At 72.4% G+C, this 24,056-nt stretch carries 25 protein-coding genes; 17 read left to right on the top strand and 8 right to left on the bottom strand.

Annotated elements, in window-relative coordinates:
* Positions 1-5 precede the first annotated feature (5 nt).
* The 5 genes from H563_RS0105720 (at position 6) to H563_RS15260 (ending at position 4,846) form a co-directional block, all read left to right on the top strand.
* A complete protein-coding gene (locus H563_RS0105720) occupies positions 6-1,007 on the top strand; it encodes an SDR family oxidoreductase (protein WP_027479148.1) in 1,002 nt (333 codons plus the stop codon).
* A 126-nt stretch (positions 1,008-1,133) separates the two neighbouring features.
* A complete protein-coding gene (locus H563_RS0105715) occupies positions 1,134-2,030 on the top strand; it encodes an arginase family protein (RefSeq protein ID WP_022881646.1) in 897 nt (298 codons plus the stop codon).
* 82 nt (positions 2,031-2,112) lie between these two features.
* Complete coding sequence (locus tag H563_RS15265; RefSeq protein WP_022881645.1) at positions 2,113-3,597, top strand: dihydrolipoyl dehydrogenase family protein; 1,485 nt, start codon at positions 2,113-2,115, stop codon at positions 3,595-3,597.
* Positions 3,594-3,932 carry a hypothetical protein gene (locus tag H563_RS0105705; RefSeq protein WP_022881644.1) on the top strand — a complete coding sequence of 113 codons (339 nt, stop codon included), beginning with the start codon at positions 3,594-3,596 and terminating at the stop codon, positions 3,930-3,932. Before H563_RS15265 ends, H563_RS0105705 begins: the two co-directional genes overlap by 4 nt.
* Positions 3,929-4,846 carry an SDR family NAD(P)-dependent oxidoreductase gene (locus tag H563_RS15260; RefSeq protein ID WP_155865029.1) on the top strand — a complete coding sequence of 306 codons (918 nt, stop codon included), beginning with the start codon at positions 3,929-3,931 and terminating at the stop codon, positions 4,844-4,846. The genes H563_RS0105705 and H563_RS15260 overlap by 4 nt, the downstream gene beginning before the upstream one ends.
* On the opposite strand, the gene H563_RS0105695 is transcribed toward H563_RS15260, so the two are convergent.
* A complete protein-coding gene (locus tag H563_RS0105695) occupies positions 4,788-6,254 on the bottom strand; it encodes an amidase (protein WP_022881642.1) in 1,467 nt (488 codons plus the stop codon). The two genes, H563_RS15260 and H563_RS0105695, sit on opposite strands and share 59 nt — an antisense overlap.
* A gap of 289 nt (positions 6,255-6,543) precedes the next feature.
* Here H563_RS0105695 and H563_RS0105690 point away from each other — a divergent pair, with 289 nt between their 5' ends.
* Positions 6,544-7,350, top strand: coding sequence for a replication initiation protein (locus tag H563_RS0105690; RefSeq protein WP_022881641.1), 807 nt, complete (start codon positions 6,544-6,546; stop codon positions 7,348-7,350).
* Between the two features lie 9 nt (positions 7,351-7,359).
* Here the strand turns inward: H563_RS0105690 and H563_RS0105685 are convergent, their stop codons facing one another.
* From H563_RS0105685 to H563_RS0105675, 3 genes are all read right to left on the bottom strand, one after another.
* Positions 7,360-7,947, bottom strand: a complete 588-nt coding sequence (locus H563_RS0105685; RefSeq protein ID WP_027479147.1) for a GNAT family N-acetyltransferase — start codon at positions 7,945-7,947, stop codon at positions 7,360-7,362.
* Positions 7,948-8,076: 129 nt separating this feature from the next.
* Positions 8,077-8,724, bottom strand: a complete 648-nt coding sequence (locus H563_RS0105680; RefSeq protein WP_051142664.1) for a uracil-DNA glycosylase — start codon at positions 8,722-8,724, stop codon at positions 8,077-8,079.
* 45 nt (positions 8,725-8,769) lie between these two features.
* Positions 8,770-9,306, bottom strand: a complete 537-nt coding sequence (locus tag H563_RS0105675) for a phosphoribosyltransferase (protein ID WP_022881638.1) — start codon at positions 9,304-9,306, stop codon at positions 8,770-8,772.
* Between the two features lie 72 nt (positions 9,307-9,378).
* Between H563_RS0105675 and H563_RS0105670 the strand changes: the two genes are divergently transcribed.
* The 5 genes from H563_RS0105670 (at position 9,379) to trxA (ending at position 12,966) form a co-directional block, all read left to right on the top strand.
* A complete protein-coding gene (locus tag H563_RS0105670) occupies positions 9,379-10,881 on the top strand; it encodes an MFS transporter (protein ID WP_022881637.1) in 1,503 nt (500 codons plus the stop codon).
* Between the two features lie 100 nt (positions 10,882-10,981).
* A complete protein-coding gene (locus H563_RS15255; protein WP_022881636.1) occupies positions 10,982-11,506 on the top strand; it encodes an Hsp20/alpha crystallin family protein in 525 nt (174 codons plus the stop codon).
* A gap of 91 nt (positions 11,507-11,597) precedes the next feature.
* Positions 11,598-12,230, top strand: coding sequence for a redoxin domain-containing protein (locus H563_RS15250; protein ID WP_211212369.1), 633 nt, complete (start codon positions 11,598-11,600; stop codon positions 12,228-12,230).
* A complete protein-coding gene (locus tag H563_RS0105655) occupies positions 12,227-12,535 on the top strand; it encodes a glutaredoxin family protein (protein WP_022881634.1) in 309 nt (102 codons plus the stop codon). Before H563_RS15250 ends, H563_RS0105655 begins: the two co-directional genes overlap by 4 nt.
* Entirely contained in the window at positions 12,529-12,966 is a 438-nt protein-coding gene (gene trxA, locus H563_RS0105650) for a thioredoxin (protein WP_022881633.1), read from the top strand. The genes H563_RS0105655 and trxA overlap by 7 nt, the downstream gene beginning before the upstream one ends.
* Here the strand turns inward: trxA and H563_RS0105645 are convergent.
* Positions 12,963-13,748, bottom strand: a complete 786-nt coding sequence (locus H563_RS0105645) for an SDR family oxidoreductase (RefSeq protein ID WP_027479144.1) — start codon at positions 13,746-13,748, stop codon at positions 12,963-12,965. The genes trxA and H563_RS0105645 overlap by 4 nt on opposite strands.
* Positions 13,749-13,772: 24 nt before the next feature.
* Between H563_RS0105645 and H563_RS0105640 the strand changes: the two genes are divergently transcribed.
* The 6 genes from H563_RS0105640 (at position 13,773) to H563_RS0105615 (ending at position 20,791) form a co-directional block, all read left to right on the top strand.
* On the top strand, positions 13,773-14,870 hold the full coding sequence (locus H563_RS0105640) for an acyltransferase family protein (protein WP_022881631.1): 1,098 nt from the start codon (positions 13,773-13,775) through the stop codon (positions 14,868-14,870).
* 182 nt (positions 14,871-15,052) lie between these two features.
* Positions 15,053-16,381 (top strand): bifunctional o-acetylhomoserine/o-acetylserine sulfhydrylase, encoded by a 1,329-nt coding sequence (locus tag H563_RS0105635; RefSeq protein WP_022881630.1) that lies wholly within the window; start codon positions 15,053-15,055, stop codon positions 16,379-16,381.
* A gap of 72 nt (positions 16,382-16,453) precedes the next feature.
* Positions 16,454-17,659, top strand: a complete 1,206-nt coding sequence (metX, locus tag H563_RS0105630) for a homoserine O-acetyltransferase MetX (protein ID WP_022881629.1) — start codon at positions 16,454-16,456, stop codon at positions 17,657-17,659.
* Between the two features lie 45 nt (positions 17,660-17,704).
* Positions 17,705-18,871 carry a sensor histidine kinase gene (locus H563_RS0105625; RefSeq protein WP_022881628.1) on the top strand — a complete coding sequence of 389 codons (1,167 nt, stop codon included), beginning with the start codon at positions 17,705-17,707 and terminating at the stop codon, positions 18,869-18,871.
* Complete coding sequence (locus tag H563_RS15245; RefSeq protein WP_051142650.1) at positions 18,868-20,058, top strand: hypothetical protein; 1,191 nt, start codon at positions 18,868-18,870, stop codon at positions 20,056-20,058. Before H563_RS0105625 ends, H563_RS15245 begins: the two co-directional genes overlap by 4 nt.
* 112 nt (positions 20,059-20,170) lie before the next feature.
* On the top strand, positions 20,171-20,791 hold the full coding sequence (locus tag H563_RS0105615) for a response regulator (RefSeq protein WP_281169775.1): 621 nt from the start codon (positions 20,171-20,173) through the stop codon (positions 20,789-20,791).
* Positions 20,792-21,131: 340 nt separating this feature from the next.
* Here the strand turns inward: H563_RS0105615 and H563_RS0105610 are convergent, their stop codons facing one another.
* The 3 genes from H563_RS0105610 to H563_RS0105600 are packed head-to-tail and all read right to left on the bottom strand — an operon-like array spanning position 21,132 to position 23,990.
* Positions 21,132-22,394, bottom strand: coding sequence for an MFS transporter (locus H563_RS0105610; protein ID WP_022881625.1), 1,263 nt, complete (start codon positions 22,392-22,394; stop codon positions 21,132-21,134).
* 52 nt (positions 22,395-22,446) lie between these two features.
* Positions 22,447-22,782, bottom strand: coding sequence for a thiamine-binding protein (locus H563_RS0105605; protein WP_022881624.1), 336 nt, complete (start codon positions 22,780-22,782; stop codon positions 22,447-22,449).
* A 2-nt stretch (positions 22,783-22,784) separates the two neighbouring features.
* Positions 22,785-23,990: a glycosyltransferase 87 family protein gene (locus H563_RS0105600; protein WP_022881623.1), complete on the bottom strand. Its 1,206-nt coding sequence runs from the start codon at positions 23,988-23,990 to the stop codon at positions 22,785-22,787.
* Positions 23,991-24,056: the final 66 nt, after the last annotated feature.

The following is a 24,056-nucleotide window of genomic DNA, read 5'->3' as shown; positions in this document are numbered from 1 at the left end:
ACGGCATGACGGCATCGAAGAAGATCCTGTTCCTGGGCGGCACCGGCACCATTTCGACGAGCTGCGTGGCGCTCGCCCTCGAGAAAGGGCACGAGGTGACCGTGCTCAACCGCGGCACCAGCCCGCGGCCGCTGCCGGAAGGGGCCGAGGCGCTCACGGGCGACGTCAGGGACGTCGCATCCGCTCGCGCCGCGCTTGGCGGCCGCGAATTCGACGTCGTCGCCGACTTCCTCTCCTTCACGCCCGAGCACGTCGGCACCGCCCTCGAGCTGTTCGAGGGGGCGACGGGCCAGTACGTGTTCATCAGCTCCGCCTCCGCCTACCAGAAGCCGCCCGCCCGGGTGCCGATCACCGAGTCGACGCCGCTCGTGAACCCGTTCTGGCAGTACTCCCGCGACAAGATCGCGTGCGAAGACCTGATCGTCGAGGCGGTGCGCGAGCGCGCCCTGCCCGCCACGATCGTGCGGCCCTCGCACACCTACGACGCGACCAACCTGCCCACCACGGGCGGCTGGACCGACGTGGCACGGATGCGCGCCGGCAAGCCGGTGGTCGTGCACGGCGACGGCACGACGCAGTGGGCGATCACGCACTCCCGCGACTTCGCCGTCGCGTTCGTCGGGCTGCTCGGCAACCCGCTCGCGATCGGCGACACCTTCCACATCACCGGCGACCACGTGCCGACCTGGAACCAGATCTACACCTGGCTCGGGCAGGCGGCCGGGGTCGAGGCGCCCGAGCTGGTGCACGTGGCGAGCGAGACGATCGGCCGGGCGCTGCCCGAGGCGCTTCCCGGGCTCATCGGGGACAAGGCGCACTCGATGGTCTTCGACAACAGCAAGGTGAAGGCGCTCGTGCCGGAGTTCGCCACGACGATCCCGTACTGGGAGGGCGCCGTGGAGCAGATCGCCTGGTACGACGCGCACCCGGAGCGGCAGCAGGTGGACGCATCCGTCGACGCCGCGTTCGACGCGCTCGTCGCGCACGCGCGCTCGTTCGGCGGGTAGGTGCCCGGCGACCCGGGCACAGACGGTGCGATCGGGCACGAGTTCTGCGCGGAAGCACTGCCCGATCGTGACATCCGTGCCCGGCGATCCCTGCGCGCCCGGCGCAGGCGTGGGTAGTGTTTGTGCATGGCAGCGCGATTCCTCGTCGTCCCCCAATGGCAGGGCTCGGGTTCGTCGCGCGCGATGCGGCTCGCCGACGGCGCCAACGCCATCGCCGGCGACCTGCCGGCGTCGGCGACGACCCCGGTCGAAGTGCGCATCGAAGCCGGTGAATCCCTCGGCACGGGCGTCAACCGCTACTCCTCGATCCAGGCGGTGAAGCGGCAGGTCGACGCGGTGCTCGACACCTTCGGCCCCGACGAGACCGTGATCGTGATCGGCGGCGACTGCGGCGCCGACCTCGCGGGCGTGGAGCGGGCCGTCGCCGACATCGGCCCGGACGACCTCGCGCTGGTCTGGTTCGACGCGCACGGCGACCTGAACACGCCGGAGACCTCGCCGTCGGGCACCTTCAGCGGCATGGTGCTGCGCACGCTGCTCGGCGACGGCGCCGAAGGGCTGGTGCCCTCCGCGCCGCGGCTCTCCCCCGACCACGTCGTGCACGCCGGCGCCCGCGCCCTCGACGACGCCGAGGTCGACTACCTCGCCTCCAGCGGCATGCGCGCCCTCGCGGTCGACGAGCTCGGCACCCCCGACGCCCTGGTCGAGGCCGTCGCGGCCACCGGAGCCACGCACATCTACCTGCACGTCGACCTCGACGTGCTCGACCCGGCCGTGATCGAGGGCGTCGGATACCCTGAGCCGTTCGGCCTCAGCGTCGACGAGTTGACCTCGGCGATCCGGGCGCTGCGCGCGAGGTTCGAGCTCGCGGGCGCGGCCGTCACGGGCTTCGCCCCCGCCTCCCCGGAGGCGGCCGCCGGGGACCTCGCGCCGATCCTGCGCGTGCTCGGCGCCCTCACCCGGCCCGCGCCCGGCGACGCGGCGAACGCCTCGGGCGCGCAGCAGCCGTCGTCGGCGCACTGAGGGGCGCGGCTGCCCCGGCCGGGGCGGGTCGGCGCCGGCATCCATATCGCAACCGAATCGCATCCGAATCGGGAGGAGAGCCATGACGGACTTCGACGCGATCGTGATCGGCGCGGGCGCCGTCGGCGAGAACGTCGCCGACCGCGCGGTGCAAGGCGGCCTGAAGACGGCGATCGTGGAGGCGGAGCTCGTCGGCGGCGAGTGCTCGTACTGGGCGTGCATGCCCTCGAAGGTGCTGCTGCGCAGCGGCGCCGTGCTCGCCACCGCCCGCACCGTGCCCGGCGCCCGGGAGGCGATCACGGGCGCCCTTGACGCCGCGGCCGTGCTGCGCCGCCGCACCGAGTTCACCCACGACTGGGACGACGACTCGCAGGTCGAATGGCTCGAGAGCGCGGGCATCGAGTTGATCCGCGGCCACGCCGTGTTCACCGGGCCGAAGACGCTCGAGGTCACCGCCGCCGACGGCACCGTGACGGAGCTGACCGCTGCGCACGCCGTCGCCGTGGCGACCGGCTCGGTCGCCGTGCTGCCCGACATCCCGGGGCTGAAAGAGGCGGAACCCTGGACCAGCCGGGAGGCGACGAGCGCGGCATCCGTGCCCGCCTCGCTCGCCGTCATCGGCGGCGGAGTCGTCGCCGCCGAGCTGGCCACCGCGTTCACCGCGCTGGGCAGCCGGGTCACCGTGATCGCCCGCGGCCGGCTGCTGGCGAAGCAGGAGCCGTTCGCCGGCGAGGCGGTCGCCGACGCGCTCACCGGGGCGGGCGCCGACGTGCGCCTCGGCACGCAGGTCGAGCGGGTCGAGACGGATGGCTCGCGCCACACCCTGCACCTCGCAGGCGGCTCCACGGTCGTCGCGGAGAAGATCCTCGTCGCCACCGGCCGCGCGCCGCGCACCGGCGACCTCGGCCTGGACGTGCTCGGCATCACACCGGGCGGGTGGCTCGCCACCGACGACTCGATGCGCGTCCTCGGCCCGGACGGGCAGCCGCTCGACGGGCTGTACGCCGCCGGCGACGTCACCGGCCGGGCGCTGCTCACCCACCAGGGCAAGTACCAGGCGCGCATCGCCGGCGACGCCATGGCCGCGCGTGCCTCGGGCGCCCCCGTCGACACCGCGCCGTGGGGCGTGCACGCGGCGACGGCCGACCACGCGGCCGTGCCGCAGGTGGTCTTCACGAATCCCGAGGTTGCGGCGGTGGGGCTGACGGCGGCGGAGGCCGAGCGGCGAGGCATCCGTACCCGCGTCGTCGACTACGAGCTCGGCCAGGTGGCGGGCGCCTCGATCCACTCGAACGGCTACCGGGGCACGGCGCGGGCCGTCGTCGACGAGGACCGGCGCGTGCTCGTCGGGGTGACCTTCGTCGGCCCGGACGTGGGCGAGCTGCTGCACGCCGCGACGATCGCCGTGGCCGGCGAGGTGCCGCTCGAGCGGCTGTGGCACGCGGTGCCGTCGTATCCGACGCTCAGCGAGGTGTGGCTGCGGCTGCTCGAGACCTACGGCCGGCCGCGGGTCGTGGCCCCCGAGCCCGACGATCCCGCCTCCTCCGCCGCCGGGTCGGACGCGTGAGGCTGCTCGCCTGGCCGGGCTACCTGTTCGCGACCGCGGTCGGCCTGGCCTGGGGCTTCCTGCTCAGCACCGGCCCCGTCGAGCGGCGGGCGGGGCTGTTCGTCTTCACCGGCCTGCCGCGCTGGGCGTTCGGCCGCGGCGGATCCTGCGTCGGCGGCTGCTACCTCACCGCCGACAACGCAGGCGACACGGTGCTCGAGCACGAGGCCGTGCACAAGCAGCAGTGGCAACGGTACGGCATGCTGTTCCCGCTGCTGTACGGGCTCGCGGGGCGCGACCCGCGGCGCAACCGATTCGAGATCGAGGCGGGACTCGAGAAGGGCGGATACCTGTGAACCAGCGCGTCGTCGTCATCACCGGAGCCAGCTCCGGCATCGGCCGCGCCGCCGCGATCGCCCTCGCGGCGCGCGGCGCCCGGGTCGCCGTGGTGGGCCGCAACCCCGAGCGCACCCGGGCCGCCGCGCACGAGGCCGGGGCCGAGCCGTTCGTCGCCGACTTCGACCGGCTCGACGACGTGCGCGCCCTCGCCGACGCGCTGCTGGCGCGCTACGACCGCATCGACGTGCTCGCCAACAACGCGGGCGGGCTCGTCGCGCAGCGGGCGCTGACCGCGGACGGCCACGAGCGCACCTTCCAGTCCAACGTGCTCGCCCCGTTCCTGCTCACCGAGCTGCTGCTGCCCCGGCTCGCCGAGACGGCCGCGCGCGACGACGTGCCCGAGGGCGGCGTGCGGGTGCTCGCCACCGCCAGCATGGCGAACCGCTGGGGCCGGCTGCGGCTCGACGACCTCGACTGGGCGCAGCGGCCGTACCAGGGCGGCTGGCCCGCCTACGCGGCGGCGAAGCTCGCCGTCGTGATGTGGATCCGCGAGCTCGCCGAGCGGCTCACCGGCACCGGCGTCGAGGCGTTCTCGGTGCACCCCGGCGTGGTCGCCACCAACTTCGGCGACACCTCCTGGCTGCTGAAGCTCGGCAACGCCGTGCTGTTCCACCACGTCGGGCGCTCGGCCGCGAGCGGCGCGGCGCCCCTCGTCGCGCTCGCCGGCGCCGAGCGGGTCGCCGCCGTGAGCGGCAGCTACTTCTCCCGCTTCCGCGCCGCCGGCGCCGTCGGAGCTCAGGCGCTCGACCCGCGGCTGCGCCGGCAGCTCTTCGACGAACTCCAGCGCCTCGCCGACGTCACCACACCGGACCTCACCACACCGGAGGCCGACGGCGACTCCACCGGAACCGCCGCTCCAGCTGCGCGCTGAGCGCCAGCAGGGTGGCCTCGCCGCCGGGGCGGCCGATGAGCTGCACCCCCATCGGCAGGCCGGCGGGCGCGGCATCCGTCGGCTCGGTCCAGTGCACGGGCACGGTGATCGCCGGCAGACCCGACACGTTCACCATCGACGTGAACGGCGTGTAGCGGCACTGCTGCTCGAAGTTGCGGTCGGGGTCGGCCGAGTCGTACCAGCCGTGGGGGCGCGGCGTCATCGCCATCCCCGGGGTGATCACGGCGTCGAAGGGCGCGAGCCGGGTGATCATGGCGCGCTCGAAGGCGGCGAGGCGGGCCAGCGCCTCCGCCAGCTCGCGCGCGGTCCGGCGCCGCCCCTCGGCCACCAGCCACTGCGTCAGCGGCTCGGTGAGGGCCATCCGTTCGTCGTCGAGCGGGATCGCCGCCGCCCCCGCCTGCCACACGGTACGGAACGCGGGCGCGTACGTCTCGTCGGGTTCGAGCGAGGTCGTCTCGACCCCGTGGCCGAGCTCGGCGAGCGCGCTCACCGCGGCCTCGAGGGCGACGGATGCCTCCGGCGAGACCTCGATGTCGTAGGCGGCGTCCCACGCCGAGCTCGTCATCACGGCGAGCTGGAAGCGCCGGGTGCCGTCGAACAGCTCGCCGCGCACGGCGGCGGCGAGGAACGGGCCGCCGTCGGGGGCGCGCAGGGCGTAGTGGTGGTCGATGCGGCCGTCCGGCGTGCGGGCGATCATGCCGTCGAGCAGCAGCGCCGCGTCGGCCGTGGTGCGGGCGATGGGGCCGTTCACGACGAGTCCGCCGAGCGAGGCGACGCCGCTGCCGGCCGGCACCAGGCCGCGGCTCGGCTTGAGGCCCACGAGGCCGCACGCGGCGGCGGGGATGCGGATCGATCCGCCGCCGTCGGAGCCGGGCGCGAAGGGCAGCAGGCCGGCCGCGACGGCCGCCGCCGCGCCGCCGCTCGAGCCGCCGGCGTTGCGGGTGAGATCCCACGGGGTGGCGGCCGGCGGGCCGACCAGGGTCTCGGTGTAGCTCGGCATGCCGAACTCGGGCGCGGCGGTCTTGCCCAGGCTGATCGCGCCGGCCGCGTCGAGCTGCGCGACGATCTCGTCGGACTGCTCGGGCACGAAGCCCGCCATCGCGCGCGAGCCGAAGCCCGTCGGCACGCCGGCGCGGTTCCAGAGGTCCTTGTCGCCGAGCGGCAGGCCCCACAGCGGCGCGGTCTTCGGCAGCTCTGCCTCCACCCGCCGCGCCCGGTCGAGGGCCTGCTCGGCGGTGACGGTCGCGAAGGCGCCGATCCGGGGGTTGATCCGGGCGATGCGTTCCAGGTAGTGCCGGGTGAGCTCGGTCGGCGTGACCTCTCCGTTCTGCAGCAGCTGCCACTGCTGCAGCGCCGTGAGCTCGTGGAGGTCGCCGGGATCGGTCACCGCCCCAGGCTAGGTGCTGCCGGGCGAAGCATCCGTTTGCCCGGCGGGCACAACGAGCCGGCGCCCGAGCCCGAGGCGACGCGCGATGGGCTTTTCGCGCGCGATAACCACAGTTCGGGCCGCCTCGGGGCTCTTCTCGATGTTCCCCCGACGACGACGGGCGGGCCGGCACCGGGCGAACGCGCATCGGATGCGCGCGCCCGATCGCGCCTCGTCGACCGGCGTTGCATCCGTGACCGGCCGATCCGGGAATCGTTACTCTGAAGGACGAGCGCGAGGAGTGCAGACGATGTCGTTCATGTCGTGGTTCAAACGGGGGCGCAGCGCGGAGGCGTCCACCGTGCAGCAGAGCGAGCCGACGCGCTACGAGACCGGCTTCGTCAAGCTCATGATCATGTTCGGCATCCCGGTCACCGACCCGGCCGAGGGCGACGGGCCGCCGCCGCGCATGATCGTGCGCGGCAACTGGCAGCGCATCGTCACCCTGCGGCCCGACGAGTTCGGCTACCCCTACGGCACCATCCCCCGCAAGATCCTGCTCTGGCTCGCCGGGCGCGCCCGCGAGACCGGCAGCCGCACCGTCGACCTGGGCGCCACGCCCGAGGAGTTCACCGCGCAGCTCGGCCTCGCCCCGCATATGGCGCGCGAGGTGGTGTGGCAGACGCAGCGGCTGTTCGGCGCGCAGCTCACCCTCGGCGACGGCACGATCAAGCCGGGCACTCCGAAGACCGTGACCCTGCGGGTGGCCGAGGAGTTCCGGCTCTGGAACTCGCACCGCGGCAGCGTGACGCTCGCCGAGTTGCTGTGGCGCTCGATCAGCGAGCACCCCTCCCCCGTCGACTGGGAGAAGGTGCGCGACTGCGGGCTCTCGGCAATCGCGATGGACTTCTACGCGTGGCTCAACCTGCTGGCCGTGATGGACCTCGACGAACCGCAGCAGCTCTCCTGGGCGCGGCTCGAGGAGCTGTTCGGCCACCAGCTCGAGCCGGCGCAGTTCCGCACCGAGCTGGAGGCGGCGGTGGCCCAGGTCGGGCCGCTCGTGCCGCAGGCCGAGGTCGGGCTGACCGACCGTGGCCTGACCGTCGGCCCCGCCTGAGCGGGGGCGCTACTTGCGGCGCAGCGACTTCTGCATCGTGACGGTGCCGAGCCAGCGGCCGAACTTGAAGCCGACCTTGCCCATCCGCCCGACCTCGGTGAAGCCGAGCTTGCGGTGCACCGCGATCGACGCATCCGCCCCCTGGTCGGCGATCACGGCGATCACCTCGCGGATGCCCGCGGCCTTGGCCTTGTCGAGCAGCGCCGAAAGCAGCGGGGCGCCGAGGCCCTTGCCGGTGGCCGCGGGGCCTAAGTAGATCGAGTTCTCGACCGTGTACTTGAACCCGGCCTTCGACGACCACGGCGAGACCAGCGTGTAGCCGAGGATCTGCCCGCTCGGGCTCTCGGCGACGAGGAACGGCATGCCGGCCTTGCGGATGTGCTCGTACTTCGAGCGCCACTGCCGCAGCGTCATCGGCTTGTCGTCGAAGGTCACCGTCGAGTTGGTGACGTAGTAGTTGTAGATCTCGCGCACGTGCGGCAGGTCGGCCGGCGTCGCATCGCGGATCGTGTACGAGAACGGGGTCTCCTCCGGCGCGGGCTTGCGCAACCGCCGCGGCAGCACCCGGCGCCCCGTCTCGTACTCCTCCTCCAGCACCCCTTCAGCGTAGAGCCCCTGCCGCTGGTCGACTCGACGGCGCAGCCGGCGAATGGAGACCTGCGGCCCCTCGGTCTCCATTCACGCCTCCGGCGTGAGTCGACCAGCGGGGCGTCGACCAGCGGGGGCTCAGAGCGACCAGTCGACGGGCGCGGCGCCCTGCTGCTCGAGCAGTGCGTTAGCGCGGCTGAACGGGCGCGACCCGAAGAACCCGTTCGAGGCCGACAGGGGCGACGGATGCGCCGACGCGATGATCGGCGTCGACCCGAGCAGCGGGCGCAGGGTGCCCGCGTCCCTCCCCCACAGGATCGCGACCAGCGGGCCGCCGCGGGCCACCAGCGCCCGGATGGCGTGCTCGGTCACCGCCTCCCAGCCCTTGCCGCGGTGCGAGGCGGGGGCGCCGGGGCGCACGGTGAGCACCCGGTTCAGCAGCATCACCCCGTGCTCGGCCCACGCGGTCAGATCGCCGTGCTCGGGCGTGGGCACGCCGAGGTCGTCGCGCAGCTCCTTGTAGATGTTCTGCAGCGAGCGCGGCACCGGCCGCACGTGCCGCTCGACCGCGAAGGACAGCCCGATCGGATGCCCCGGGGTCGGGTACGGGTCCTGCCCGACGATCAGCACCCGCACCGCGGCCAGCGGGTAGGAGAAGGCGCGCAGCACGTTCGGCCCGGCCGGCAGGTAGCCGCGGCCCGCCGCCACCTCGGCGCGCAGCCAGTCGCCCATCGCCGCGATCTGCGGCGCGACCGGCGCGAGGGCCTCGGCCCAGCCCGCGTCCATCGCGCCCTCGGCGGCGAGCTGCTGGAGGGACTTGCCGGGCACCGCTCAGCCGTCCACCGCGGTGTCGGCCCCGGCGTTCACGGGCGGCAGCGCCGACCAGGGGAATGCGATCCACGCATCCGTCTCACGCCACACGAAATCGGGGCGCAGGATCGTGCGCGGCTTGACGTACAGGCAGACCGTGCGCACCTCGGCGCCCATCTCGGCGAGCAGCTCGCGCACCAGGTGCAGGGTGCGGCCCGAGTCGCTCACGTCGTCGACGAGCAGCACCCGCTTGCCGGCCAGCGCCCCGCCGTCGAGCATCGGCGGCAGCACCACCGGCTCGGGCAGCGTCTTCTCCATCTCGGTGTAGAACTCGACGTTGAGCGCGCCGCACGCCTTGACGCCCATCGCGTAGGAGATCGACCCCGCCAGCAGCAGTCCTCCGCGCGCGATCGCGATGACGACCTCCGGGGTGAAACCGCTGTCGAGCACCTGCTTGCCGAGCCACCGCGAGACCTCGCCGAACTCGGGCCAGCCGAGCACTTCGCGCCCCTGCTCGTCGAAGACGACATCCGGTGCGACGGGGTCCGAGCTGCGCATGCAGCAAGGCTACCGGCAGGCCGGGTGCGCGGGCTGCGCCGCCTGCCGCGCGCGGTCCGCTAGCATCCGGGCATGACGACGACCGGGCGGGCGGGCGCAGGCGGGGCGGCGAGCGCGGCGCGCATCTCGGCCTCCTTGATCGGATGGCTCTTCCTGGTCGAGCTCACGAGCGGGGTCCTCCAGGGCTACTACGTTCCGCTCGCCTCCGACATCGTGAAGCACCTCGGCGTGAACGACGCCGACTACAACTGGTTCGACGCCGCTCAGCTGCTGCTGTCGGCGATCGTGGTGCCCGTGCTCGCGAAGCTCGGCGACATGTTCGGGCACAAGCGCGTGCTGCTCGTGTCGATCGCACTGACGGCGGCGGCGAGCTGGTGGCTGGCCTTCGCCGGCGGATTCGGCAGCTACCTCGTCGCCTTCGCGCTGCAGGGCTTCTACGTGGTCTGGCTGCCGCTCGAGGTGGCGCTGATCTTCGACCGCGGCCGCCGCGGCGAGCACGCCGTCTCGGCGACCCGCCGCGCCGCCGGCCTGCTCGTGGTGGCGCTCGAGACCGGAGCCATCGCCGGGGCGCTGGTGTCGGGCATGATCTTCTCCGCGACCGGTAGCGTGCCCGGCACGCTGATCGTGCCGGCGGTCTGCGCCACCCTGGTGTTCTTCGCCGTGCTGTTCGGGGTGCCCGAGTCGGAGCCGCTGCCCGGCCGCCGGCTCGACTCGGGCGGTTTCGCCCTGCTCGCGCTCGCGCTGCTGCTCGTCACCGGAGGCCTGACGCTGATGCGGCAGGAGGGCCCGGGCGAGCTGTGGGTGTGGCTGCTGATCGCCCTGGGCCTGGCGGTGCTCGTGCCGTTCGGCCTGCTCGAACTGCGCCGGCCCGACCCGGCGATCGACCTGCGGGTGATGCGGCAGCCGGCGATGTGGCCGGTCATCGCCACTGCCGGCCTGATCGGCATCAGCCTGCTCGGGGCGCAGGCGCCGCTGTCGACCTTCGCCGGCACCGACCCGGCGAACGGGTACGGGCTGGGGCTGTCGGCGTCGCAGCGCTCGCTCGTGATCGGCGTGTACCTGATCTCGCTCATCGTCGGGGCGCTGCTGCTGCCCGTGGTGTCCAGCGCGCTCTCGCCGCGCACGGGACTCATCGCGGCATCCGCTCTCGTCGCCGTCGGGTACCTGCTCTTCCTGCCGTTCCACGCCTCGACGCTGCAGGTGCTGGTCAACATGATCATCGCGGGCTTCGGCGCGGGCGGCCTGGTCGGGGCGCTGCCCGCGGCGGCGGCCGCGATGTCGCCGCGCGGCCAGACCGGGGTGGCCACGGCCATGACGAACACGACGAAGACGATCGGCGGGTCGGTGGCGTCGGCCGTCTTCGGCGTCGCCCTGCTGGCGGGCGCCTCGGGCGCCGTCGCCTCGGGTGCGGCGAGCCTCGCCGGCTATCTCACCGTGTGGGCGATCTGCGGCGGCGGGGCCGTGGCCGCCGTGCTGCTGCTGCTCGTCGTGCCCCGCAGCGCGTTCTCCGATGCCGCGGCAGAGGCGCCCGCAGACCCCCTCGGCACTCTCGCCGACAGCGCCGAGCGCCCCTGACGCGGGTACGGAAAACGCCCCGAAAGCCGGGAATAACTCAGCTCGGCCCCGCGTCACTCATGTCGACTTGAGCCGACACGACTCAGGAAGGAGGAGAGTGATGATGCTGTACGACAACACGTTCCGTGAACTCGATCGCCTCAGTGACGCGTTCTTCTCCGCCCTCGCGGGCACGGGGTCGACGGGCGCCCCCGTGAACCTGCGGCGCGAGAGCGACCGCTACGTGCTGGAGGCCGACCTGCCGGGGTATGACCCGCAGTCGATCGACGTTTCCGTCGACGGGCAGTGGCTGACGATCCGAGCCGAACGCTCGGCACAGTCCGAGACCGAGAAGGCGCAGTGGCTCGTGCGCGAGCGCAGCGCCGAGAGCACGGTCCGGCAGTTCGCTCTGGGCCAGGATGTCGACGTCGACGCGATCACCGCGGACTACCAGGACGGCGTGCTGAAGGTCGTGCTGCCGGTGCTCGCCGAGGCGCGGCCGCGCAAGATCGCGGTGGGCTCCTCGCCGACCCAGCAGTCGATCACGACCGGCACCGCCCAGCAGGTCGAGGCGACGCACGCGGCGCAGCCCGAGGAGGCGAGCGCCGAGGGAAAAGCCCAGCCCGCGCATTCGTTCGCGTCCTGACGCGATGGATCCCGTGGGGCCGCTCCGGCGGCCCCCGGGCACGGATGCGCGGGAACATTCCGGTCCACGTCCACCGAGCCCGGGCGGCATGATGAGCGCAGATCTGAACGCGGCCGAGCTGCTCGACACCGTCGACCGCATCGAGCCCGCCGCGCCGGAGGACACGCGCGACGTGCGCGACCTGCACCTGTCGGCGCCTCCGATGGACGGTGAGCGGGTCGCCGACGGCCTGCCGGTGGGCACGCAGGCGCCCGACTTCGCCCTCCCCGACAAGGACGGGCGCATCGTGCGGCTCTCCGACTTCCGCGGCGCGCCGCTCGCGCTGGTGTTCTACCCCCTCGACTGGAGCCCCGGCTGCAGCGTGCAGCTCGAGCTCTACCAGCAGGAGTACGACGAATTCGCCTCCCGCGGCGTGCAGCTGATCGGCGTCTCCGTGGACTCGATCTACAGTCACGGGGCGTGGGCCGCGGTGCGCGGCATCCGCTACCCGCTGTTGTCCGACTTCCACCCGCACGGCGAGACCGCCAAGCGCTACCGGGTATGGCGCGAGGCGGACGGGCACAGCGAGCGCGCCGTCTACCTGGTCGATGCCGACGGCGTGATCCGCTGGGTGCACGTCTCGCCGCGCCTCAGGCAGCTCCCCGACTTCGACGAGCTCGTCGCCGCGCTCGACACGGTGCGTGCGACGGCTCCCTCTTCCCCTGCGGAGGTGACCACCTCATGACGATGATCCAGGACGTCACGCCCGGCTACGTGCGCCGCAGCGTGCGCACGGTGCCGGTCGCGATCTACGGCAACCGCTGGTGCGGCATCACCCAGATGATCCGGCGCGCGCTCGACCGCGCCGGCGTCGACTACGAGTACGTCGACCTCGACGCCCACCCCGAGATCGACCACAAGCTGCGGATGCTCGCCGCGGGCGGCCTGCGCACCCCTGTCGTCTACGTCGACGGCGAGTGGCTGATGGAGCCGAGCCTGCGGCAGGTCGAGGCCGCGCTCGCCCGGCACGGGGCGGTGCCGCGATGGTGACGACGGCGCCCGCCGCCGCGATCGTCGCCTGCCCGGCCTGCGGTGCGCGCAACCGGGTGCCGCAGTCCCGGCGCGGCAAGGTGCGCTGCGCGAAGTGCCACGAGGCTCTGCCCTGGCTCGTCGACGTCGACGACGCGAGCTTCGACGAGGCGGTCGCGGGCGCCAGCCTGCCGGTGCTCGTCGATGTGTGGGCGCCGTGGTGCGGCCCGTGCCGCATGGTCGCCCCGGTCGTCGAGTCGCTCGCGCGCGAGTTCGCCGGCCGGCTCAAGGTCGCCAAGGTGAACTCCGACACGTCGCCGGGCGTCTCGGCGCGGCACAACATCTCGAGCATCCCCACGCTGCTGCTCTACCGCGACGGCGCCGAGGCCGACCGCATCGTCGGGGCGAGACCCGCCGCCGAACTGCGCTCCTGGGTTTCCCAGAAGCTCTAGAGCAGTTCGGAGTTCACCTCGAGCGGGCCCCGGTGCAGCGCGTACTGCGCGGCCTGGGCGACCGGGCGCAGCACGATCAGGTCCTGATTCACGTGCCAGGGCTGCTCGAGGGCCTGGACGATGACGGATGCGACGTCGTCGGCGGTCAGCGGATGGTCGACGCCCTCGTACACCGCCTCCGCCTGCTCGCTGGAACCGAGGCGCTTGAGCGAGAACTCGGGCGTGTGCACCATGCCCGGCGCGACCTCCATGACCCGGATCGGCTCGCCCTTCAGCTCGAGCCGCAGCGCGCCGACCAGGGCGTGGGCGGCGAACTTCGCCGCGTTGTAGCCGCCGCCGCCCGCGTACGCCTGCAGACCCGCGGTCGAGGTGACGGTCAGGACGTCGGCCGACCCCGCCTGCTGCGCCCCGCGGCGCAGCAGCGGCAGCAGCGCCGAGACCACCCGCTTGACGCCGAGCACGTTGACGTCGAACATCCACTGCCAGTCCGCGATCGAGCCCGCCTCGACGGTGTCCGAGCCGCGCGCGCCGCCCGCGTTGTTCACGAGCGCGTGCACGGGCCCGGTGGCCTCGAGGTGGGCGCGCAGCGCGGCCACGTCGTCGTCGGAGGTGACGTCGGCGACGAAGGTCTCGGCGCCGGTGGCGGCCGCGAGCGCCTCCAGCCGGTCGGCGCGGCGGGCCACCCCGACCACCTGCCACCCGTGCTCGCGGAAGCGGCGTACCGTCGCCTCTCCGATGCCCGAACTCGCCCCCGTCACGACGACCCTGCGTGCTTCTCCCATGCGGCAACTCTAGGGTGAAGCAGGATGAGTTCTCCGACGACACCGACGAGCCCGGCGGCGCCGCAGCGGCCGGAGCCGAAGCCGAAGAAGCGCGTTCCGTTCTGGGACAACGCGCGCTGGATCGCCGTCACCATGGTCGTGATCGGCCACGCGGTGCTGAAGCTGATCGCGGGCAGCGACCTGGCCTACGCGTTCTACCTGTTCGTCTACACCTTCCAGGTGCCGGTGCTGGTGCTGGTGAGCGGATACTTCGCCAAAGCGGACCCGCCGAGCGGGCGGCAGCTGAAGCGGCTGATCACCGACGTCGTCATCCCCTACGTGGTCTTCCAGTCGATCTGGATCGTGATCCAGTGGGTCACCCTGCCCACGCATCCATTCTCGCTCGACTACTCGGCCGCCAAGTGGACGCTGTGGTTCCTGATCGCCCTCGCCATCTGGCGGCTCGTGCTGCCGTACCTGGCGATGCTGAAGTTCCCCTTCCTGATCAGCGTCGCCATCTCGTTCGTCTCCGGCTACGCGAGCAACACGGATGCGACGCTGTCGCTGTCTCGCGTGGCGGCGCTGCTGCCGTTCTTCGTGCTCGGCTGGGAGCTGCGGCGCCGCTCGCACCTCTCGGAGGCGTGGCTCGCGGCGGGAACGAAGGCGGTCTGGTGGGTGCGGTCGGCCGCGATCGCGGTGCTGCTCACCGCCGCGGTGACGATGTACCTCGGCATCGACGCGTGGCGCGACCTGCTGATCCGCCGCTTCCTGCTCTTCGACGAGGAGTACTCGAGCTTCGGCTACGACCAGTGGTGGGCCGGATTCGTGCGCCTGCTGGTGATCGCGCTCGCGCTGATCATGACCGCGGCCGTGCTGGTGCTCGTGCCCCGGCGGGGCACCGTGTTCACGCCGTGGGGCGGCGCGACGATGTACATCTACCTGCTGCACTCGTTCTTCCTCTACCCGCTGCGCGAGTCGGGCTGGCTCGAGGCGCACAACACGCCGCTCGTGCTGATCGGCGTGGTGCTGCTGTCGATCGCGATCTCGGTGCTGCTCTCGCAGCCGTTCGTGAAGAAGGCGCTGCATCCGCTCGTCGAGCCGAAGGCGGCGTGGCTGTTCCACAAGCGTCGGGCGCCCGCGTAACGGCGCGGTCTCCATTCGCGCCGCGCGCGAGTCGACCAGCGGGGGCGGCTGCGCCGTGAGTCGACCAGCGGGGGCGGGGAATGTGACGTCGTGTGTCCGGGGTCATTGCCGCCCACGGGCGGCGCTCCTAGCGTTCAGGTGATCCCACGCGACCCGAACGCACGAGCACTCAAGGAGCACCCATGACCGCCGATCCGTCGACCTGGCAGTTCGAGACCAAGCAGATCCACTCCGGCGCGGGCCCCGACCCGGTGACCAACGCGCGCGCGACGCCGATCTACCAGACCACCTCCTACGTCTTCAACGACGCCGACCACGCGAAGAACCTCTTCGCCCTCGCCGAGTTCGGCAACATCTACACCCGCATCCAGAACCCGACGCAGGCGGTCGTGGAGGAGCGCCTCGCCGCGCTCGAGGGCGGCACCGGCGCGCTGCTCGTCTCGAGCGGCCAGGCAGCGGAGACCTTCGCGGTGCTGAACATCGCGCAGGCGGGCGACCACATCGTCTCCTCCACGTCGATCTACGGCGGCACCTACAACCTGTTCAAGTACACGCTCGGCAAGCTCGGCATCGAGGTCACCTTCGTCGAGAACCAGGACGACGCCGACGAGTGGCGCCGCGCGGTGCGCCCGAACACGAAGCTGTTCTTCGCGGAGACGATCGGCAACCCCAAGATCAACGTGCTCGACATCGAGACCGTCGCCGGCATCGCCCACGAGAACGGCGTGCCGCTGATCGTCGACAACACCATCGCCACCCCGTACCTGATCCGCCCCTTCGAGCACGGCGCGGACATCGTCATCCACTCGGCGACCAAGTTCATCGGCGGCCACGGCACCACGATCGGCGGCATCATCGTCGACGGCGGCACGTTCCCCTGGTCCGAGCACGCCGACCGGTTCCCGGGTCTCAACGAGCCCGACGAGTCGTACCACGGCGTGCAGTACACCCAGGCGGTCGGCGACGGCCTCGCCTACATCATCAAGGCCCGCGTGCAGCTGCTGCGCGACCTCGGCAGCGCCATCGCGCCGATCTCGGCCTGGCTGCTGATCCAGGGCCTGGAGACCCTCTCGCTGCGCATCGAGCGGCACGTGCACAACGCGCAGCAGATCGCCGAGTTCCTCGAGCAGCACCCGGATGTGGCATCCGTCAACTACGCCGGCCTGCCCACGAGCCCCTGGTACGCCGCCGCGAACAAGTACGCCCCCAAGGGCGTCGGCGCCGTGCTGTCGTTCGAGCTGAAGGGCGGCGTGGACGCCGGCAAGCGCTTCGTCGAGAGCCTCGAGCTGTTCAGCCACCTGGCGAACATCGGCGACGTGCGCTCGCTCGTCATCCACCCCGCGTCGACGACGCACTCCCAGCTGACCCCCGAGCAGCAGCTCACCACCGGGGTCACCCCGGGCCTGGTGCGCCTGTCGGTCGGGCTCGAGAACGTCGACGACCTGAAGGCAGACCTCGAGGCGGGCCTCGCGGCGGCGCGCGGCGTCGCCCAGGCATCCGTCACCGCCTGATCGCCGCAACCGGCCCGGCCCCCGCGTAACACGACGCGGGGGCCGGGCCGCGGCAGGGCAGAATCGTCGCTAATGGAATGGCAGACCGCGGAGGACAGCGAGCCGTCGAGCTTCATCACCGACGCGCAGGTGCGCTCCCTGCTGGGCAAGCCGCCGGCGACCGGGGCGTGGCGCGAGACCGACCCGCCCGGCGACCGGCGCTTCGTGGGCATCGGGCCGTTCGAGTTCGAGAGCGGGCAGCGCCTGCCGTTCGTGCGCATCGCGTACGAGACCTGGGGCGAGTTGAACGCGGATGCCTCCAACGCCGTGCTCGTCGAGCACGCCCTGACGGGCGACAGCCATGTGCTGGGCGACGCCGGCCCGGGCCATCCCACCGCGGGCTGGTGGAGCGGCGTGGTCGGCCCTGGCAAGGCCATCGACACCGACCGCTGGTTCGTCGTCGCCTCCAACATGCTGGGCGGATGCCAGGGCAGCACCGGCCCCGCCTCCGCCGCCCCGGACAGCGAGGCCTGGGGGCCGCGCTTCCCGTTCACCACGATCCGCGACCAGGTGCGGGCGCAGGCGGCGTTCGCCGACCGGCTCGGCATCCGCCGCTGGGCCGCGGTGATCGGCGGATCGATGGGCGGCATGCAGGCGCTCGAGTGGGCGATCGGATACCCCGAGCGGGTCGAGCGGCTGGCCGTGATCGCCGCTCCCCCGGTGACGACGGCCGACCAGGTCGCCCTCAACTCGGTGCAGATCGAGGCGATCCGAGCCGACCCGCTGTTCCGCGGCGGCTCGTATTATGAGGCCGCGCCCGGCGAGGGCCCGCACCGCGGCCTCGCGCTCGCCCGGCGCATGGCGCTGCTGAACTACCGCAGCCCGAACGAGCTCAACGACCGCTTCGCCCGGGCCTGGCAGAGCGGCCTCAGCCCGCTCGGGGCGGGCGGGCGCTTCGCGGTCGAGTCCTACCTCGACTTCCACGGCAACAAGTTCACCCGGCGCTTCGACGCGAACAGCTACATCACGCTGGTCGGCGCCATGAACTCGCACGACGTCGGCCGGGGGCGCGGATCGGTCGAGGAGGCGCTCGCGACGGTGTCGGCGCGCACGCTGGTGGTGGGCATCGACACGGACCGGTTGTTCCCCATCGAGGGTCAGCAGCGGATCGCCGCGGGCATCCGTGGGAATATCGATGGCAGGGACGCCGTCGTGGTGCGCTCGCCGTACGGTCACGACGGGTTCCTGATCGAGTCCGAGCTGATCGGGGCGCAGCTGTCGCGGCTGCTCGCCGACTAGCGCGGCCACACCGCCGACACCGCCGACACCGCTGGACGAGGCCGCATGGAACGCATACAGAAGGAGCGAGACCGGCTGCTGGCCGCGACCGCGCGCAACATGGGGGCGCTCACGACCCTCACCGCGCTGCTGTGCCTCGTGCTGCCGCAGTCGTTCGAGCACATCTGGGTGCAGGTCGCCGCGATCGTCGCGCTGCTGGTGGTGTTCCTCGGCTTCGTGCGCCTGCGGGTGAACACGCCCATGGCGTGGCTCGCCTGCCTGGACGTGCTCGCGATCGGCACGGTCGTGCTGGTCGGCGCCGCCGAGAAGGAGCCGACCATCGCCGTCGTCTACGGGCTGGCCTTCGTCGCCGGCGGCAGCACCGCGTCGGTCGGCGTGCTGCTCGGCACCACCGGGCCCCGGATGGTGCTGTGCGCGCTCAGCTTCGTCGCATCCGTCGCCGCTCTCGTCTACGCGGTCAGCGACGCGAACTTCCGGGAGGGCCGGGCCGAGGCGGTCGCCGTCGCCTGCTGGATCTTCGGCATGATCCTCGCCGTGTGGCTCGGCCGCGTGGTGCCGCAGACCATGCGCCGCATCGCCAACATGAGCGAGGCGTACCGCGCCGAGCGCGTCGCGACCGAGACCGAGGCGCGCCGGCGCCAGGGCGCCCGCCTGCTGCACGACACGGTGCTCGCCACGCTCACCCTGCTCGCCCACTCCGGCGTCGGGGTGAGCGAGAACGCGCTGCGCGAGCAGGCCGCGCAGGACGCCGCCCTGCTGCGCCAGCTGCGCATGGGGCTGACCCCCAACCCGGCGGCCAGCGGCGAGTACAAGCTGCGCCCCGTCGAGGAGTCCACGCTGGGCAACACGCTCGAGTCGGTCAAGCAGCGCTTCCGCCGCATGGGCCTCGAGGTCTCCTGGCACGGCAAGGGCCAGGTGCTGCTGCCCAGCGAGACGCTCGACGCGTTCCTGCTCGCACTCTCCGAGAGCCTCGAGAACGTGCGCCGCCACTCCGGCGTCGGCGAGGCGCACGTGACCATCACCGACGACGACACCAGCGTGCGCGCCATGGTCACCGACGACGGCGTCGGCTTCTCGATCGAGTCCATCGCCCCGGGCCGGCTCGGCTTCACCGAGTCGATCGTCGCCCGGCTGCGCGACGTCGGCGGGAACGCGCGGCTGTTCTCCGCGCCCGGATCGGGCACGACCGTGGTGCTGGAGGTGCCCAAGTGAGCCATGTGAGCCATCAGGCCATCGCTGAGCCGGCGGCCCCGCGCACCCGCGCGCAGACCCCGACCGTCGAGCGGCTCGCCTTCGGCCTGAACCTCACCGCCGACGTGATCGTCGTGCTGTGCCTGCTCTTCGCCCTCGGGGACTTCCACTTCCACACCTCCGCCGTCCCGGCGCTCAATCTCGCCGCGTGGCTGCTGCTCATCGCGACGATCCTCATCACCCAGCTCGGCCTCGGCCACCGCATCACCCTGCCGCGGCACTGGTACCACATCGCCCGCATCGCCTTCGCCGTCGTGATCGTGCTCGACATCTTTGGCGTCTACGGCAACGTCGGCAGCCAGGTCACCGGGCCCTACCCGATGGCCGCGATCGCCGTCGGCGCCGGGCTGCTCACCTTCGCCACCGACCAGAAACGGCACAGCGTCGCCATGGCCACCGGCGCCCTCGGCGTGCTGCTGCTCGCCGACTTCGCGTTCACGGCGCGCGGCAGCGTCAGCGACTTCGCCCCCTCCATCGTCAACCTGGCCATCGCCATGGTGCCCCCGTTCGTCGGCCTCGGCATCACGCGTGCGTTCGACGCGATGCTGCAGTTCCAGGCCGACCTGTCGCAGGCGCAGGGCACGACGAGCGCCTCCGGGGCGGGCCTCGGCCTGTCGGCCACCGAGCAGCTCGTGCAGCTCGACCGCGACGCCGAGGAGCTGCTCGACGGGGTCGCCACCGGCCGCACCGCGCTGCCGCTGACCGAGGAGCTCGCCGAGCGCGCCTCCACCATCGCCACCCAATTGCGCCTCGGCCTCGTCGCCGGCAAGAGCCAGACCTGGCTGCACCACGCCCTCACCGAGTCCAGCGTGCTCGGACCGGTCTCGCACGTCGACGACCCCGACGGGCTCGCCGCCCAGCTCGCCCCCGACCAGCGCGACGGCCTGCTCAGCGCGATCTGGATGTTCGCCGGCGACGGGGAACGCGTCGCCCAGTCGCTCACCGTCACCGTGCGCCGCCGCAGCGCGGTCGGCGCGCAGAACCCGCGGCTCGCCATCACCATCGAGGTCGTCGGGGTGCCCCGGCGCCGCGTCGACCAGGCGGCATGGCAGGCGATCGCGCGCGTCGGGCGCTATTCCGAGACGTGGGATGCGCCTACGCTGAGGATCGACGTCGAGTGCGCGCTCGACGTGGTGGCCGACCGCTAAGGGGCCGAATGCAACAGAATATGCTCAGCACAAGCATCCGTCGCACCAAGCTTCGATCCCGGCGAAGCGAAGAGGAGACAACGTGACAGGCCAACCCATCAGGATCGCCATCGTGGACGATCACCGGATGATCCTCGGCGCGCTCACCGAGTGGATCCGCAACGTGGCCAACGACATCGACGTCGTCGAGACGGTCGCGAGCTGGCCCGAGCTCATGACCAGCGCCAAGTTCCCCGTCGACGTCGTGCTGCTCGACCTCGACCTGAAAGACAACATCCCCATCTCCGTGAAGCTCGCGACGCTCAAGTCGGCGAACGTCAAGACCGTGCTGATGAGCGCCTACTCCGATCCGAACGTGGTGCGCGAGGCGCTCGCCTCCGGCGCGCTCGGCTACGTGGTCAAGAGCGAGGACGCCGCGATGATCGCCGAGGCCATCCGCTCGGCCGTCGCCGGCGAGTCGTTCATCTCCGCCGAGCTCGACCTGGCGCTCAACACCACCGAGGGCAGCGGCGGCCCGAAGCTGAGCGCGCAGGAGCGCCGGGTGATGGCCCTCTACGGCGCCGGCGAGCCGGTCAAGTCGGTGGCCTACAAGCTCGGCATCAGCGACGAGACGGCGAAGAGCTACTTGAAGCGCATCCGCGAGAAGTACCGCCTCGCCGGGTACGACGTCGGCACCAAGGTCGCGCTGCGCAAGCGCGCCATCGCCGACGGCATCCTGCTGCACAACGACTGAGCTGGTTCGCGCGCGGGTCCCCGCCCGGTGCGGCGCGGTCGGCTCGGGCGGGCTCAGCGTTCGGCGGCGAGCAAGCCGCCGCCTCGTGGAGCGTCCTACTTGGTGACGCTGGTTGCGCATAGCGATTCGTCACTTTTCGCTCTTTGAGACGCCTGCGTCGACCACTTTCGACGAATCGATGCCGGCCACCGACGATTCGTCGAATTGTGCTCGCGCCGGCGCATTCGCCGACGCTTTTCGACGAGCGGATGCCTGCACCGCCGGCGATTCGTCGACTTGTGCGCCCCGGGCCGTCGGCGGGGACGATTTTCGACGAATCGACGGCCCGCCCGCCCCCGGGCTACACGTGGGCGAGGTCCAGGGGCTTGGTGTGGCGCAGCTCGCCGCGGCGCTTCTCGATGATGAACGACACGATCGCGATGCCCATGCCGAGCAGCGTCAGCCCGATGCCGATCCAGATCGGGGCCCGGTACCCGAGGCCGAGCCCGACGACCACGCCGCCGAGGTAGGCGCCGAGCGAGTTGCCCATGTTGAACGCCGAGTGGTTCAGCGCCGACGCGATCGACTGGGCGTCGTGGGCGACGTCCATCAGCCGCAGCTGCACCGCCGGCGAGACCGCCGACGAGGCCGCCCCGACCAGGAAGATGCCGACGATCAGCAGCGCCGGGATGTGCGCCACGATGCCGGTGAACGCCAGCGTGACGATCACCGCGAGGAAGGCGCCGATGATCGTCTTCGGCGCCGAGCGGTCGGCGGTGTGCCCGGCGACGAGGTTGCCGACGAACATGCCGACGCCGCACACGACGAGCGACACCGGCACCCACGGCTGCTGCGGCAGGCCGGCGACGTCGGTGACCAGCGGCGCGATGTACGTGTACAGGGCGAAGAACCCGCCGAATCCGATCGCGCCCATGCCGAGTGCGAGCCACACCTGCGTGTGCCGGAACGCCGACAGCTCGCGGCGGATCGTCTGGTGCCGGTTGCCCGGGCTCCACGGCACGGCGATCGCGACGGCCAGGAAGGTCACGGCGAACAGCCCGGCCACCACCCCGTAGGCGACGCGCCAGCCGAAGCTCTCCCCTACCCAGGTGATCGCCGGCACCCCGACGATGTTGGCGACGGTGAGCCCGGTCAGCACGAAGGCGACGCCGCGCGCCCGCTTGCCGGGCCCCATCAGCGACGCGGCGACCAGCGAGGCGATGCCGAAGTACGCCCCGTGCGGCAGCCCGCAGATGAAGCGGAAGATCAGCAGCGTCGGGAAGTTCGGCGCGAGGGCGGCCGCCGCGGTCGCCAGCGTGAACGCGACGAGCAGCCACAGCAGCAGCTGCTTGCGCGGCAGCTTCGCGGCCGCCGCGGCGATCGTCGGGGCGCCCACCACGACGCCGAGCGCGTACGCGCTCACCATCAGCCCGGCCTGCGCGTTGGCCGCCTCGTGGCTGCGTGCCCACACCCCGGGCAGCATCGCGTGCGCGATGTCGGGCAGCAGGCCCATCGCCACGAACTCGGTCGACCCGATGGCGAAGCCGCCGATCGCGAGCGCGATCAGAGCAAAACGAATGCGGGCCGGCGACAACTGCGTCGGCCCGCCGGGCTGGAGGGACATGCCTGCGATTGTACGTGCCGCCTCGAAACGATTCGAGCGGGTTTACATCGAGTTAATCGGATGCCTCGGCCGAGGCATCCGCGTCGCCCAGAGCCCGCTCGAGCCGCTCGATCTTGCCGTCCAGCTCGCCGGTGCGGCCGGGGCGGATGTCGGCCTTCAGCACGAGCGAGACGCGGCTGCCGAACGGCAGCACGGCCTCGGTCGCGCGCTTGACGACGTCGAAGACCTCGTCCCACTCGCCCTCGATCTCGGTGAACATCGACGAGGTGCGGTTCGGCAGCCCCGAGGCGCGCACGACGGCCACGGCGGCGGCGACCGCGTCGTGCACCGAGCCGTCCTCGTGCGCGGACGGGCCGCCCGAGGGGGCGACGGAGAATGCGACGATCATGATCAGGTTCCTCTCCGGCTGCCCGCCTTCCAGAGCGCCACGAGCGCCCAGGCGAACAGCGCGATCTCCAGCAGATTGCGTACCCCGATGACCAGCAGCATCCACGTGTGCGCGCCGGTCAGGGCGCCGTAGTTCCACGGATAGATCACCTGGCTGAGCGCCGTCATCACGAGCACCATGACCGCCGGGGCGCGGAAGCGGCGCGCCGCGACCAGCAGCCCCATCATCACCGGCACGGCGAACCAGCTCTGGTACTGCGGCGACCCGACCTTGTCGAAGGCGCAGAACGCCGCCGTGAACCCGAGCGCCAGCAGGGCCGCCGCGAGCCGCGGCTCTGCCTTGCGCAGCGCCGCCCGCAGGCCGAGGAGCGCGGTCGCGGCCACGGCGAGCCCCATGCCCCAGTCGGCGGCCTTCGCGAGCACGGCCGCCCCGGGCCCCTCGACCTGGTAGGTGTAGATGCCGGTGTCGTAGTAGATGCGGGCGTGCGGCACACCTGCGCGCACCGCCCAGAGCAGCGAGGTGGCGAACGGCGACTCGATCTGCAGGCCCCGGCCGGCCTGCTGCCCGATGAAGCTGAAGACCTGGTGCGCGCCGCCGAGTGCGGCATCCGCCACGACGATCGCCGCGGTCGCGGCGAGGGCGCCCACCAGCACCCGCCAGCGCTCCTTCACGGCGATGACGAGGGCGGCGACGATCGCGGCGGGCCAGAACTTGACCCAGGCGCCGAGGGCGAGCAGCACCCCGGCCAGGGCCGGCCGGGTCGCGAGCGCCACGACCCCCATCACGGCGAGCGCGACCGAGATGATGTCGAGCCGGCCGAGCGCGACGGGGCCGAGGGCGGCGATGCAGGCCAGCCAGTACCACGCGGCCTTCGCTCGCTGCACGGTCGGCTGGGCGGTGAGCAGGGCGAAGGCCGCCGCGTCGAGCGCGGTCACGAGCACGAGCCAGAGGGCGCCGTAGCCGTCGTGCCCGCCGAGCAGCGGCAGCAGCATCGGCACCAGGGCGAGCACGGGGTAGACCCAGGCCTGGGTGATGCCCGGCCACTGGCCGTAGTCGCGGGCCGCTTCGGCCCAGACCCGGTAGAAGCCGGTCACGTCGTTGAAGGAGTCGCCCGTGATGCCGGGCTTCAGGCACAGCCCGGCGATGACGAGGTGCACGAGCAGGAACGCGGGCCACAGCAGCGTCCGACGTCGGGCCAGCGCGCGCATGCCGCCAGCCTATCGGCCGGCCGGGCCGCGCCCCGGCCCGCCTCGGCCCGCCCCGTGCGCTACTCG

The organism is Gryllotalpicola ginsengisoli DSM 22003, from assembly GCF_000419445.1.
GTDB lineage: Bacteria > Actinomycetota > Actinomycetes > Actinomycetales > Microbacteriaceae > Gryllotalpicola > Gryllotalpicola ginsengisoli.
Note: the sequence above shows the minus strand (reverse complement) of the source record. Positions and strands in the feature narration are given on the sequence as shown.